Genomic DNA, 14,254 nt, shown 5'->3' on the forward strand with positions numbered 1-14,254 from the left:
TCGCTAAGAGTGAGGAGAGTTAGGAGGGGACGCCGGGGCCCAGCGGGATGCCGAGCGCCCACCATGCCAGGAAGAACAGTGTCCAGACCACGAGCATGATCAGGCACAACGGCATGGTGAGGGCGATCAGCGTGCCGATGCCGGCGGATTTGCGGTAGCGCTGGATGAAGCCGAGGACCAGCACGAAGTAGGGGCTCATCGGGCTCAGGGCGTTGGTGCAGGAGTCGGCGATGCGGTACACCGCCTGGGTGGCTTCCGGCGAGATCTTCAGCAGCATCAGCATCGGTACGAAGACCGGGCCGACCAGCGCCCACTGGGCGGAGCCGCTGGTGATCAGCAGGTTGATGAAGGTGACGATGATCAGGATGCCGACAAAGATCATCGGGCCGTTGATCCCGGCGGACTTCAGCAGGTCCGCGCCGTTGATGGCGACGATCGTGCCGATGCCGGTCCACTTGAAGTAGGCCAGGAACTGGGAGATGGCGAAGAACAGCACGAGGACCGGCGCCATCTCGCGCATGCCCTCGGCCATGAACGTGGGCACGTCGTTGCCGCTCTTGATGGTGCCGGCGACGCGGCCGTACACGATGCCGACGAGGCAGAAGGCGACGCCGAGCATGACGGAGATCGCGTTCAGCAGCGGGCCGGTGACCAGGCTGCCGCCCTCGCCGCGTAGCGGTGAGTCGGCCGGGATGATGGACAGCGCGATCAGCGCGGCGATCACCAGCAGCGCGACGCCGGACCAGCGCAGCCCGCGCCGCTCCTTGTCGGTCAGCTCCAGCGCGCCGAGGTCGCCCACTTCGGCGTCCTCGTCGATCGGCATGCTCGCCGCCCGCTTGGTGAGGATCGTCTCCGTCACCACGGTGATGACGATGGACAGCACGACCGACGAGCCGATGGAGAAGAAGTAGTTGGCGAGCGGGGTGACGGTGTAGCTCGGGTCGATGGTGTGCGCGGCGTCGGTGGTGATGCCGCCCAGGATGACGTCGAGCGGGGTGACCACCGGGCTGGCGTCGAAGCCGGCCGCGACCGAGACGAACGCGACCACGACGCCGACGATCGGGCTGCGGCCGACCGCGTAGAAGGCCAGCCCGCCCAGCGGGATCAGCACGATGTACGCCGAGTCGGCGGCCACGTGGGAGATCATGCCGGTGAAGGCGAGCGCGAACGTGACCCACCGGGCCGGCACGCGGGAGACGCCCCGGCGCAGGACCGCCGAGAGCAGCCCCGCCCTGTCGGCCACCGCGACGCCGAGCATGACCACCAGGATCGTGCCCAGCGGGGGGAAGGTGGTGAAGCTCTTGATGGCGTCGCCGAGCATCAGTGTGACGCCCTCGCTCGACAACAGGTTCTTCACCGCGACGGTCGTCTTGTCGGCGGGGTTGACCGCCGACACTCCGGCCGCCGACAGGATCCAGCTCAGCGCCATGAGCACGACGCTCAGGATGATGAAGAGCCAGAACGGATGAGGCAGTTTATTACCGGCGCGTTCGACGCTGTTCAGCACGCGCATGGTCACGTTTAAGGCACGTGATTCTTTCTCAGCGGACACGGTCGTCATGGAGACCCGGTCATCCTTTCTTGGTCGTTTCGCCTGAGGCACAGACCGAACGCGAAAGATGCCCCGTCTCTTTATTGCGAGTCCGCACCTGCGGGCCATACTTTAACGGGCGACCGGATCATCTCGCAATAGCTGATTGTCAAGGATGTCTCACCAGTTGAGAGCGGGTAAAAAAAGGCATGAGAAAGCGCCCGAACGATGTCGGGTGTCAAATGAATTTCGACAAACTTAAGACGCCTATAACATTCAGCCGACAAGCCAGCGACTGAGATAGAAAGCGACAATTCCGACTGCTGTCACAAGCAGGAACCTTTTCGACACCAGACCCACGGCGAAGGTGACCGCGCCGCCTATCAGATAAGGGTTCGTCAGGGTCAGCTCGACGCCGTTCCCCGAGGGCGCGAGAACGGCCGGGAACACCAGTGCGGCCAGCACGGCCGGCGGCGTGTACCTGAGCAGCGTCTCCGCCAGCGGCGGCATCTCCCTGTCGGCGAAGAGGGCCAGCGGCAGGTAGCGCGGCAGGAAACTGCACAACCCCATGCCGAGGATCAGCAGCGCCATACTCATCGGGCGATCTCCTTCGTCCTCGACTTCGCCGCGTACTCGCACGCGGCCCCCACCACCGCTCCCACCACCGCGGCCAGCACGACGCCGAGGTTGTACGGCAGGCCCCGCGCCAGCATCACGGTCACTCCCGCGGCGCAGATGGCCGCGGTCACGCGCCAGTTCGCCAGCCCGATCGCGAGCATGGCGATGAACATGGCGGTCACCGGGAAGTCCAGTCCGAGCCCCCGCACGTCCGGGACGGCCGAGCCGAGGGACATGCCGACCGCCGTGCACAGCATCCAGGTGACGTACAGCAGCGAGGACGCCCCGAGGAAGAACATGTGCTTGTTGTGGGTGAGTTCGCCCTTCCTCAGCCGTTCGATCGCCACGAAGAAGACCTCGTCGATCAGCCCGAACCCGAGCAGCACCCGCCACCGCTGGGGCACTTCCTTGATGTACGGGATCAGGATGGTGGAGTAGAGGAGCATCCGGAGCCCCAGGATGAGCGTGGTGAGGATGATCGCGGCCCAGCCCGTGCCGCCGGCGATGAGGGCGAAGCCGACGAACTGGGCGGTGCCGGAGTTCACGGCCATCGCCAGGCCCAGGGTCGCCCAGCCGGAGAGCCCGCTCGACAGTCCGAGTACGCCTCCGGCGATGCCCATGGGAATGGCCGAGGCGAGGAACGGCACCATGCTCCTCGCTCCGGCGAGGTACTGCTGGCCGGGGGTCAGCGGTGTGACCGCCTGGGGGGTGTTCGTGGTGGTCATGTCAGTGCGCTTCGCTCCGTTGATCTTCCGTAAGTGAAACCGGCGGGTCTTCCGTAGGGGGTGCCGGCTGGTCTTCCGTACGTGGTCCCGGCTGATCCTCCGAACACGGCACCAACCCGTGCAGCAGTGTGGCCACGGCGTCCGGGGCCGTCCGGCAGAAGTAGTGGCCGAAGGGCCCGAGCTCCGCGAGCCGCGGCCGATCGGCGAACAGCGACCAGTCCTCGTACCTCCGCCGATGGTCAGGGGTCAGCGGATCGTCCGAGGCATGGACGACCGTGAGCGGCGCGCGCAGCCTGGCCACGGGCCCTCGCTCGGCCGCCGCCAGCAGATAGCCGTTGGCCGAGCCGGAGTCGTGCCGGAACGTCCTGGTGACGAAGGCCGCCTGCTCGGGTGAGAGCACGTCGAGCCCGGAGTACCCGGTCGCCTCGACGAGCCAGCGCACGATGTCCTCATCCGTCATCGCGTCCACCCGCTCCATGGACTCGCGGGTGGTCCGGGCGTCGTGCAGCAGCTTTCCGGCCACGAAGACGTGGAGCGGCGCGTTTCCGCCCGCCTCCATCAGGCGTGCGGTCTCGATGGCCAGAGCCGAGCCGACGCAGTGGCCCCAGAGCAGTACGGGGCGTTCGGCGAGAGCGCGGACCTCCTCCGCCACCCGCCGTGCCGCCTCCTCGATGGACAGGAAGGGTTCGTCCGGATGGCCGGGATCGTGGCCCGGCAGCTCCACGCCATAGACGGCCACGTCGGCGCCCGCCTTGTCGAGGGCGGTGGCCAGCGGCTCGAAGTTGACGGCGTTGCCGGCCGCGTAGGGAAAGCACACGAGGGCGGCCCGGGCCCGGCCGGGGTCGGCCGACAGCGAGCGAAGCAGCGGCGAGCGGGACGTGGACGCGCCATCGTTCAGACGAGCCTCGGCCACCTCACACAGCGGTCCCAGGGTGGAGTTGCGCATCAGGTCGGTGAGCGACACGAGCCCCTCCAACTCCATGACCACCCGCATGGCCGACAGCGAGCTGCCGCCGAGCTCGAAGAAGTTGCCGTCGAGGGTGATCTGCTCCAGCGGCACGTCGAGCACCCTGGACCACACCTCCGCGATGCGCGGTCCCACCGCTCCGGTGGGACGACGGCTGGGGCGAGGGCCGGGGTGACGGCTGGGGTGACGGCCCGTCTCTCCGGCGGCACTCCGCTCTTCGGAACGGTGAAACGTCAGGCGTCGGGGTGCCTGGAACAGCTCAAGGCCGCCGGGCATGCGGCGTCCGTACACACCTGTGGTGGGGATCGTGACCCCGTTGGCGATCAGCACGATCCGCCCCGGCGTGGCGAAGGGCACCCGCAGACCGTGTTCGTCGACGACCCGCGCCCGATAATGGTCTGCCAGCTTCGGCAGGACGCTCTCGCTCTGTTCCATCGCGATCAGCGCCGCGCTCTCCTCGCCGGGCAGCAGATCGGCGAGGTGATGGAGGGCGGCCGGATCGGCTGTCATCTGCTCGAACGCGGCGATGTAGTACGCCCCCATCCGCGCCACCTGCCAGGGCTCGAAGAGGTGGGCGTGGTAGTGCAGGCTGAGCCGTACCTCGTCGGTGATGAAGTGCCGGGAGAACTCGGCGCGCAGCACGAACTCCGTCTCCGAGTTGGCCCGCACGTCGAGCAGGGAGAAGCCGTCGAGCGCCTCCAGCTGCCTGAGCAGATAGAAGTGCGTGAAGTTGAAGGCCGTCTCGAACAGCGCCTGTTGTGTCCCCAGGTCGTGCTTCATCCGCGCCATCGGGTATCGCCGCGCGGGGAGCAGTTCGACCTCGGCCCGGTAGACGTCGCGCACGAGGCTCTCCCAGGAGCCCTCGCCCGTACGCACCCGGAAGGGCACCGTGTTGAGGAACAGGCCGATCGAACGGGTGGCGCCCTCCGCCTCGGGCCGGCCGCTGTGCTCGTACCCGGTCATGACGTCGCGCTCGCCGGTGATCAGGGAGAGGACCTTGACGTGCGCGGCCATCGCGACGTTCTTGACCGGCACGGACAGCGCCCCGGCCAGCGCCACGATCCGGTCGGACAGGCCGCGCGGGAACTCCACCTCGTGGAACACGACGGGGAAGACGTCCGGCGACGCCGATTCCCTCGTGCGGGGCACCTCGGCGAAGGTGCTGCCTTCGAGCACGCCCGCCCAGTAGGAACGGTGGCCCTCGTCGGCGAGGGACCGGCGCTCCAGTGAGACGTAGTCGCGCGCGTACCCGTCCGGCTCCACGTCCGGCAGCGGCCGTCCGTCGAGCAGCCGGTAGTAGGTGTCGAACAGCGTGGTGTGCACCAGGGTGATGCTCCAGCCGTCCAGTGCGGAGTTGTGCTGGCTGAGCGTGTAGCGGAACAGGTCGTCGCCGAGCACGTGCACGTGCAACCGGACGAGGCCGGGCTCGGTCCAGGTGAAGCGATGAGCCTTCTCCCGCTCCGCCCATACGTGGTACCAGGCGTCCTGTTCGTCCTCGTGCATACCGCGCAGGTCGGCGATGTACAGCGGTGACGGCGCGTCCTCGTGGACGAGTTGCAGGTACTCGCTGTAGCCGGTGAGGTGGTAGCTGGTACGGAAGATCGGGTTCGCGGCGACGATGTGCCGGACCGCCCGCTCGAAGCATCCGGCGTCGAACGAACTCTGGATCGTGTAGCTGATGATGTCGTGATATTCGACTGTGTTGTGTGACAGTTCGCTCTGAAAGACCAGTCCCGCCTGGAGCTGCGTCATCGGGTAGGCGTCGGCCACCCCGGCCGGGATCTTCGCCCGGTCCTCAGGCGTCAGCAGCTCGAACGGCCGGAGCGGGCGCGTCGCCGGATCCGCGTCCCGCGCGAGAGCGACCAGACTCGCGATGGTCGGATTCTCGAAGAGCTGCTGGAAGGTGAAGTCGAGGCCGCACGCGCGCGCCCTGGCCAGCACGGTGACGAAGTGGATCGAGTTGCCGCCGAGCGCGAAGAAGTTGTCGTGCACCCCGACCGATTCGACGCCGAGCACCTCGGCCCAGACGCGGGCCAGGTCCGCCTCCTGCGGCGTGCGCGGGGCGACGTGGTCCACTGCGCGGGCCGGTTCGCCGGGGTCGGGCAGCGCGCGGCGGTCCAGCTTGCCACTCGGACTGAGCGGGAACGAGGCGAGCGTGACGAGGCGCGCGGGGACCATGTACTCCGGTAGCGTGCGCCTCAGGTGCTCCTTGAGCTCATCTTCGGGCAGGGGCTCGGCGGCCACGACGTAACCGCACAGATGATCCTGTCCGCGAGGGATGACGACGGCGTCCCTCACGGCGGCGTGCTGCCGCAGCCGCTCCTCGATCTCACCCGGTTCGATGCGGTATCCCCGCAGCTTGACCTGGTGGTCGATGCGGCCCAGGTACTCGATGCCGCCGTCGGCCAGCCTGCGGGCCAGGTCCCCCGTACGGTAGACGCGCTCCTCGCCCGCTTGGGGCGCGGCGACGAAGCGCTCGGCCGTCAGTTCGGGGCGACCCAGGTACCCGCGAGCCAGCTGGACCCCCGCGACGCACAGCTCCCCCGGGACGCCGACGGGCTGGGGTCGCAGGTCCGCGTCGAGCACGTGGATACGCGTGTTGTCGACCGGCCGCCCGATCGGCACCATGGTCTCGCCGCCGTGGCAGGCGTAGTGGGTGACGTCGACGGCCGCCTCGGTGGGCCCGTACAGGTTGATCAGCCGGCAACCCGTGACCACCTCGTGGAAGCGTCGCACGTGGTGCGCCGGCAGCGCCTCGCCGCTGGCGAACACCTGCCGCAAGGTGCCCAGCCTCCATTGCTCGCCCGTTCCCGAGACGAAGTCGAGGAAGGCCCCGAGCATGGACGGCACGAAGTGCATCGTGGTGACGCGGTGCCGCTCGACCGCGGCGGTCAGCGCCTCCGGCTCCCGCTCCGCGCCGGGCTCGGGCAGGCACACCGACGCCCCCGCGAACGTCCACCAGAACAGCTCCCACACCGAGACGTCGAACGACGTGGGCGTCTTCTGCATGATGACGTCCGTGGAGTTGATCGGGTACGCCTTCTGCATCCAGCCGATGCGGTTGACGACCGACCGGTGCTCGATCCGCACGCCCTTGGGAGCACCGGTCGAACCCGAGGTGTAGATGACATACGCGAGGTCGCGGGCGCCGCCCTCGACCGGCGGCGTGCTCACCTCCTGCGCGTAGGACCCCTCGTCCATGAGGTCCAGGACGGCGACGCCGTCGCCGACCAGCTCCTGGTGGCGGGGCTGGGTGAGGACGAGGCGGGCGGCGCTGTCATGGAGGATGTACGCGATGCGGTCGCGCGGGTTGCCCGGGTCGATCGGCAGGTACGCGCCCCCCGCCTTCAGCACGGCGTAGACGGCGACGAGCATCTCCGGCGAGCGGTCCGCCAGCACGGCCACGAGGTCGTCGCGGCCCACGCCGCGGGCGCGCAGCGTGTGCGCCAGGCGATTGGCCCGGGCGTTCAGCTCGGCGTACGTGAGCAGGAAGCCGTCGCCCACCACGGCCACGGCGTCAGGGGTCGCGGTGACCTGGCGGCTGAAGAGCTCGTCGAGCCGCACCGTGTCCTCGAAGGCGGCGTCCGTGTCGTTCGCCTTGTCGATCAGCGCCAGATCGTCGTCGGATCGCAGGTCGAAGGCGGCCATCGCCGTGTCGGGCGAGGCGGTGGCCTGGTCGAGCAGCATCACGCAGTGCGTGAGAAGCCGCCGGGCGGTGTCGGGGCCGTGCGTGCCGGTCCGGTGCCGCAGTTCCAGAGCCAGCCCGGCCGGCCCGCGTACGAAGGCGAAGGCGAGTGGGAAGCCGGGCCGTCCGGCGGGATCCGCCTCGTCGCGTACCGCGTCCACGAGCACGTCGGCGAACGGATCGTCCCCCTCCCCCGCCGCGGTCCCGAACTCGTCGGCGAGCAGCTCGATCGGGTAGTCCTGGTGTTCGATCGCGGCCCGCAGCCGGTCCCCGACCTCGCCCAGCAGCCCGCGCAGCGTGGTGTCGCGCGTGACCGGCAGCCGCAGCACCAGTGAGGAGGCCAGCGGCGTGGGTCCGGCGGGCACGGGGGCGGGAGGTGTGGCCAGCACGGATTCGGCGCCACCGCCGTAACGCTGGAGCAACGCGCCTGTCACGGCGATCAGCACGGAACGCAGAGCGATGTCCTGGCCCCGGGCCAGCTTGCCGAGTCTGGCGGTCAGCTCGGGGCCGAGGTCGAGCGCGGTCACCGCGCGCGCCGCCTCCCCTGCCGAGCCACCGTGCGTGTCGGACGGGAAGCCGGTGCGCTCGGGCAGCGCCGCGAGCTGGGCGCGCCAGAACACCCCCTCGCGGCGACGCTTCGCGGCCGCGACCTTGAGCCTGCCCAGGGTCTCGATGGACTGCATGGCCCCTCCAGTTCAGAAGTCGAAGTCGAACGCGAGCGCGGGCGGGCCGGGCCGGGCCGAAGGCGCCCGGCCGAGCTCGCCGAGCGGCGTGTCCGGCTCGGCGAGTGCCGCGTCGAGCAAGGACAGGAACTCGTCCCGGAACGTCTCCACGGTGGGGCGCAGGAAGAGGTTCGTGGCGTACGCCAGCCGGGCCTCGTACCCTTCGGGTGAGTCCTCGACCTGCAGGTCCAGGTCGAAGATCGTGCGCCGGGTGGCCTCCGGCAGCCACCGGGGCCGGCCGCCGAGGAAGTCCACCTGGTGCAGCCCCGTGTCCTGCATCGCGAAGAACGCGTCGAAGAGCGGGTGGCGGCTGAAGTCATGCTCGCCCCGCATCGCCACCAGAGCGTCGAACGCGTGATCCTGGTGGTCGCCGGCGGCCACCGCGTGCCGGGCCACGGCTCGCAGATACACGCGGAACGGCAGCTCGGGGGCCGGGTAGGCCCGCAGGCACAGGGTGTTGACGAACATCCCCTGAACCCGGTCCACGCCCGGCAGGTGCCGTCCGGAAAAGGGCGTCCCGACCGTCACGTCGTCGCCCCCGCTCACCTGTCTGAGGAAGACGGTGTACACGGCCAGGATCACCTGGAACGCCGTCACCCCTTGGGCGCGGGCCAGCTCCCTGACCGCGTGGCTGCGCTCCGCGCCGAACGCGAACGGCAGGTGGTCCCCCTCCGTCCGGCGGACCGCCGGCCGGGGCAGGTCGATGGGCAGATCGAGAGGTTTGACCGGCCGCGCGAACGTCTCGGCCCAGAAGCCACGCTGGGTCTCGGACAGCGCGCGCCGCTCCGGCCCGTTCGCCCACTGCGCGAAGTCCCGGTAACGCAGCTCCACCTCAGGGAGCGGTTCGCCCCTGAGCAGCGCCGCCCACTCGGCCATCAGGAGGGCGAGCGAGCGGCCGTCGGTGAGGAGGTGGTGAATGTCCAGCACCAGCCGGGTCCCATGGTCATGCCGCGCCAGGGCCGCCCGCCACAGGGGGGCTTGATGGACGTCGAAGGCGCGGATCCACCTCTCGGTCCAGCCGTCGAGATTCGCACCGCGAAACAGGCCGACCTCGTCCAGCGCCGTACATAGCACCTCGTGAACGCGCTGGTACGGCTGCCCGTCGTCGCCCACGGCCACGTCGGTGCGCAGGATCTCGTGCCGCTCGACGAGGGTCGCGAGAGCGGCGCGCACCCGTCCGGCGTCGATCCGGCCGGGGAGGTCGACGACGATCGGCAGGTTGTACTGGGTGCTGGACGGGTCCTTGATCTGCTCGACATAGACGCCCTTCTGCTGGGGTGACAGCGGGGTCCGCTCGCCGGCCTGGCACGGACGCGGCCCCACCACGTCGGCGCCGTCCGCGGCACGGACCAGGTCGGCCAGCGCCGACACCGTACGGACCGCCAGCACGGCCGAGACCGGACAGGCCACCCCGAACCTCTTCCGCACCCTGGCGGCCAGCCGGGTCGCGGTGAGCGAGCTGCCGCCCAGCCGGTCGAGCGGGTCGTCGACGCCGATCCCGCGCACGCCGAGGACGTCCTCCCACAGCTCGACGAGCTCTCGCTCGAGCTCGTCCCCAGCCGTCCCGCCGCCCGCGGGGATCGGCTCGGGCAGCGCGGCCCGGTCCACCTTCCCGTTGACGTTCAGCGGCAGCGCGGGCAGCACCACGATCTGGGCGGGCACCATGTGAGCGGGCAGCACGCGCTCGATCTCCGTCCGCAGCCGCTCCGGTTCCAGGGACCGCTCACCCGAGACGTACGCGCGTAGGTGACCGTCGGACGAATCCGGAGCGCGCCGCTCCACCACCACCGCTTCGCGCACTCCGGGGCGGGCCAGCAGCGCGGCCTCGACCTCGCCCGGCTCGACGCGCAGACCGCGCACCTTGACCTGGTGATCCATCCTGCCGAGGAAGTCGATCGACCCGTCGGGCAGCCTGCGCGCCCGGTCGCCGGTCCGGTAGAGAAGCTCTCCTGGCCGGAAAGGGTGGGGGACGAAGGCGCGCGCGGTCAGGTCGGGGCGCCCGTGGTAGCCGAGCGCCAGACCGTCGCCGCCGACGTACAGCTCTCCGGCGACGCCCGCTGGAAGCGGTTGTCTGTCCTGGTCGAGCACGTACGCGGTGGTATTGGGCACCGGGCGGCCGATGGGCACGCGTTCGCCGATCGGCTCGCGAACCTCGTGGCAGGTGGAGATGACCGCGTTCTCGGTCGGCCCGTACGCGTTGACGAGCCGCAGACCCGGATTGGCCCGCAGCACGGACCTGGCGTGCTTGGCCGAGAGCACGTCACCTCCGACCAGCAGGTCCCGCAGCGGCCCGAACACGGTCGGGTCCTCGCCCGCGAGCTGGCTGAACAGCGCGGAGGTGAAGAGCGCCGTGGTGATACCCCCGTCCGCCAGCGCCCGCCTCAACTGCGCGCCGTCGAGGAACGTCTCCCGGTCGAGGATGTGCACGGTCCCACCGCAGAGCAGGGCGGCCCAGGTCTCCCAGACGGAAGCATCGAAACCGGTCGCCCCGATCTGCGCCACCCTGGCCGTGGAGTCGAGCCGTACATAGCCGACGCCCCGCACCAGCCGGACGATGCCGCGATGCGGGACCAGGACGCCCTTGGGCCGTCCGGTGGTCCCCGAGGTGTACATCAAGTACGCGATGTCCGACGCGTCGCTCAGCGCGGGGAGGTCGGCCTCGGGTTCGGCCGACCGGTCCTGGGCGTCCACCGCGATGGCCGGCCCGCGGGCCGGCTCTCGCGTGGTCAGCTCTCGTGTGGTCAGCAGGAGGCCGGCGCCGCTGTCCTCGATCAGCTGGGAGATCCGATCCGCCGGATGGGCGGGGTCCATCGGCACGTAGAACCCGCCGGCCTTCAGCACGGCGAGCGCCGCGACGATCAGGTCGGGGGTACGCGGCAGCAGCAGCGCCACCGGTTCCGCGGGACGCAGCCCATCGCGGCGTAACCTCTGGGCCAGCAGAGTGCTGCGGTGGTGCAGTTCGGCATAGGTGAGCGTGGTATCTCCGTACACCACGGCCGGGTGGCCGGGCGCCGCCTCGACCTGCTCGGCGAAGAGCCGCTCGACGCGGCTGTCTCGGGGATAGTCCGTGGCCGTGTCGTCGCAGCCGTCCAGCAGCCGATCACTCATGGGAGATCACCCCCGCGAGGCCGTTCACCGTCGGGTGCAGGTACAGCTCGCGCATCGGAAAGGCCGGCAGGCCACGGTCACGCATGGCCGCCGCCACCCGCATGGCGTACAGGGAGTTGCCGCCGAGCTCGAAGAAGTTGTCGTCGGGACCGACGGGCACGCCCAGCACCGCCTCCCACACCGCGGCGAGCGCGCCCGCCAGCTCACCTGACGGAGCCCGGATCGGCGCGGCGGGCGCGACGACCGGCACGGGCAGCCCGCGAACGTCGAGCTTGCCGTTGGCGGTGAGTGGCAGCGTGTCGAGGGGCGTGATGGTGGCGGGCAGCATGTGCTCCGGCAGCACCTTGGCGGCTCGTTGCCGGATCGCCGCCGGATCGCCGCCGGCCGGCACCACGTACGCGTCGATGCGCGCTCCCGCGGCGTCCCGCTCGCCGTTCAGCACCACGGCGGCCGCCGTGACGGCGGGGTCGTCCAGCAGGACGTTGCGGATCTCGTCCAGCTCGACGCGGAATCCGCGCAGCTTGACCTGGGTGTCGAGACGGCCGAGGTGCTCCAGCCGGCCATCGGGCAGCAGCCTGCCCCGGTCGCCGCTGCGGTAGACGCGGCCCATGGTGAAGGGATCGGGCAGGAAGCGCTGCGCGGTCAGCTCGGGACGGTCCAGGTACTCCAGGGCGACCCCGTCTCCCCCGACGTGGATCTCTCCGGGGACACCGCACGGCACGGGACGGCCGCGCTCGTCGAGGACGTACAGGTGCCAGCCGGGCAGGGCGTGCCCCACGGACCGCGACCCGGTCATCGCCTCACGGCGGGTCACGTTCTGCGCCGTCACGTGCACCGTCGTCTCCGTGATGCCGTACATGTTGACCAGCCGGCACCGGTCCTCCGGATACCGGTCGAACCAGGCCCGCAAGGGCCGGGCGTCCAGCGGCTCACCGCCGAAGATCACCAGCCGGACCGCCAGCCGCTCGTCCTGCCGCCGGTCGGCCTCCATGAGCTGGGCGAACGCCGACGGCGTCTGGTTCAGCACGGTGACGCGCTCGCGCGCCAGCAGCTCGCGGAACTCCTCGGGCGAGCGAGAGACCCAGTACGGCACCACGACCAGCCGGGCGCCGGTGAGCAGCGCTCCCCAGATCTCCCAGACGGAGAAGTCGAACGCGCTGGAGTGGAAGAGCGTCCAGGTGTCACCGGGACCGAGCCCGAAATCGTCACGGGTGGCCGACAGCAGGGCGACGACGTTGCGATGCGGCACCACGACGCCTTTCGGGCGCCCGGTCGAGCCCGAGGTGTAGATGACGTACGCGGCCTCACCCGGCCCCCGCCGCTCTGGACGGGCACGGCCTGCCTCGCCGCCGTGGGTCTCCAGCTCCTCGGGCCTGACCAAGCTCGCCGACCCGCCGCCGGGAAAGTCCTGGTCCGCGATGACGACGCGCAAGGCCGCGTCCTGAGCCGTGAACGCCAGCCGATCGGCCGGATAGGCCGGATCCATGGGCACGTACACCGCGTCCGCCTTGAGCACGGCCAGCATGGCGACCACGAGATCGGGCGTGCGTCCGAGGCAGACGCCGACGCGCTCCCCCGGACGCACGCCCCGGTCGAGGAGGGCGGCGGCGAAGCGGCCGGCGCGCGCGTCCAGTTCCGCGTACGTCAGGGAGCGGCCCTCGCAGGTGAGCGCCACCGCGTCGGGACACTCCGCCACGCGGGCGGCGAACACGTCGTCGATCCGCTCCGGCCGCCAGTCCAGCCGCCGTAACGGACGGCCGAGGGCGACCACCTGCCGTGTCTCCGCCTCGTCCAGCAGCTCGACGTCGGCGGGGACCAGACAGGCGGGCGCGTTGGCCAACTGCTCATAGGCGCGGGCGACATGGCGGGCGAAGCGCCTGGCCGAGTCGGCGTCCACGTCTTCCAGCCGGTGGTGTACCACCAGCTGAAGGCCGCCGTCCGGGGTGTGGCCGGGCACGATCGTGAGCGGGAACGGGGCTGTCTGGCAGGGAACGTGCGTACCGGACCCGCTCTCCGCCGGCTCGTCAGTGAGCAGACCGGCCACGACCCGGCCGCCGGTCTCCGCGAGGAGTTCGGCGTACTGCCGCCCGTCGCACCGCCCGCCGCCCGAGGCCAGGGCTTGGGCGGTCTCGGCCACCAGCTCCCCCGCGGTGCGCGCGCCCGAAAGGTCCAGTGCCAGCAGGAGCCCGGCGTCGAACGCGCCCAGCGCTCCTTCCGGCCGCTCGGGCACGGGGCCGAGCACGCCGATGACCGGGTTCTCCTGGTTCTCGTACCGTCCGAGCACCAGCCCGACCGCCGCCGCCATCGTGGCCGGCACATCCGCTCCGGCCTCGCTTATCGCCACGGTGGCCAGGCCGGTACGGTCACCCGCCGCGTCGTCGCCGCTGGCCCACGCAATACGTCCGGAAAAATCCGCTTCCCGCCATCTTTTGAACGTCTCGGCGTCTGCGGCGGCGATGGCATGACTCGCCGTCTTGTCGGTGAATCCCTCATACCGAGCCCGCCCGGTGAGCACGTCGGCCACGGCGCGCAGCGACAGGGCGTCGAGATTGGCGCGATGGGCGACGAGCACGAGGTCGGCGGGCCCGTCCGCGTACCGCAGCAGCACCGCGCGCAGCAAGGCGCCCTCCGCGTCCAAAGGACGGTGCAGTTCGGCCTCGACGCGGCGGCCCGCCACCGCGGAGTCGCAGGCGGCCGGAACCCGCTCGTCCCAGAGCCGGGGCAGCCGATCAGGCGTGTCCCCCCACCAGGTGCGGACCGCGCGTTCGAAGAGTCCGGCCAGCCAGGTGGCACCAACGCCATCGGGCAGCCTGACGCGGCGGGCATGACAGTGTGCGGAGGGCGAGCGGTCTGGGGGAATGAGATCGGTTCGGGGCACGCGGTGATCTCCAGAGCGTG

Annotated in this window: 6 protein-coding genes; all 6 read right to left on the bottom strand. The window is 70.5% G+C overall.

Annotation, left to right across the window (positions count from 1 at the left end; genetic code table 11):
- Positions 1-19: 19 nt before the first annotated feature.
- A complete protein-coding gene (locus AB0B64_RS03085; protein ID WP_358174783.1) occupies positions 20-1,513 on the bottom strand; it encodes an AbgT family transporter in 1,494 nt (497 codons plus the stop codon).
- 294 nt (positions 1,514-1,807) lie between these two features.
- Positions 1,808-2,128: an AzlD domain-containing protein gene (locus AB0B64_RS03090; protein WP_358174246.1), complete on the bottom strand. Its 321-nt coding sequence runs from the start codon at positions 2,126-2,128 to the stop codon at positions 1,808-1,810.
- On the bottom strand, positions 2,125-2,874 hold the full coding sequence (locus AB0B64_RS03095; RefSeq protein ID WP_357947353.1) for an AzlC family ABC transporter permease: 750 nt from the start codon (positions 2,872-2,874) through the stop codon (positions 2,125-2,127). The genes AB0B64_RS03090 and AB0B64_RS03095 overlap by 4 nt, the downstream gene beginning before the upstream one ends.
- 1 nt (position 2,875) lies before the next feature.
- The gene (locus AB0B64_RS03100) at positions 2,876-8,209 is read right to left on the bottom strand and encodes an amino acid adenylation domain-containing protein (RefSeq protein WP_358174249.1); all 5,334 of its coding nucleotides are present in this window, start codon (positions 8,207-8,209) and stop codon (positions 2,876-2,878) included.
- A 12-nt stretch (positions 8,210-8,221) separates the two neighbouring features.
- A complete protein-coding gene (locus AB0B64_RS03105; RefSeq protein WP_358174251.1) occupies positions 8,222-11,356 on the bottom strand; it encodes an amino acid adenylation domain-containing protein in 3,135 nt (1,044 codons plus the stop codon).
- Entirely contained in the window at positions 11,349-14,234 is a 2,886-nt protein-coding gene (locus tag AB0B64_RS03110) for an amino acid adenylation domain-containing protein (protein WP_358174254.1), read from the bottom strand. The genes AB0B64_RS03105 and AB0B64_RS03110 overlap by 8 nt, the downstream gene beginning before the upstream one ends.
- Between the last annotated feature and the right edge of the window lie 20 nt (positions 14,235-14,254).

Origin of the sequence: Nonomuraea sp. NPDC049129, from assembly GCF_040648495.1 — a bacterium.
GTDB lineage: Bacteria > Actinomycetota > Actinomycetes > Streptosporangiales > Streptosporangiaceae > Nonomuraea.

Coding starts and splice junctions, on each gene's coding strand:
- AB0B64_RS03100 (WP_358174249.1), bottom strand. CDS start 8,209: ATGCAGTCCATCGAGACCCTGGGCAGGCTCAAGGTCGCGGCCGCGAAG.
- AB0B64_RS03105 (WP_358174251.1), bottom strand. CDS start 11,356: ATGAGTGATCGGCTGCTGGACGGCTGCGACGACACGGCCACGGACTAT.
- AB0B64_RS03085 (WP_358174783.1), bottom strand. CDS start 1,513: ATGCGCGTGCTGAACAGCGTCGAACGCGCCGGTAATAAACTGCCTCAT.
- AB0B64_RS03090 (WP_358174246.1), bottom strand. CDS start 2,128: ATGAGTATGGCGCTGCTGATCCTCGGCATGGGGTTGTGCAGTTTCCTG.
- AB0B64_RS03095 (WP_357947353.1), bottom strand. CDS start 2,874: ATGACCACCACGAACACCCCCCAGGCGGTCACACCGCTGACCCCCGGC.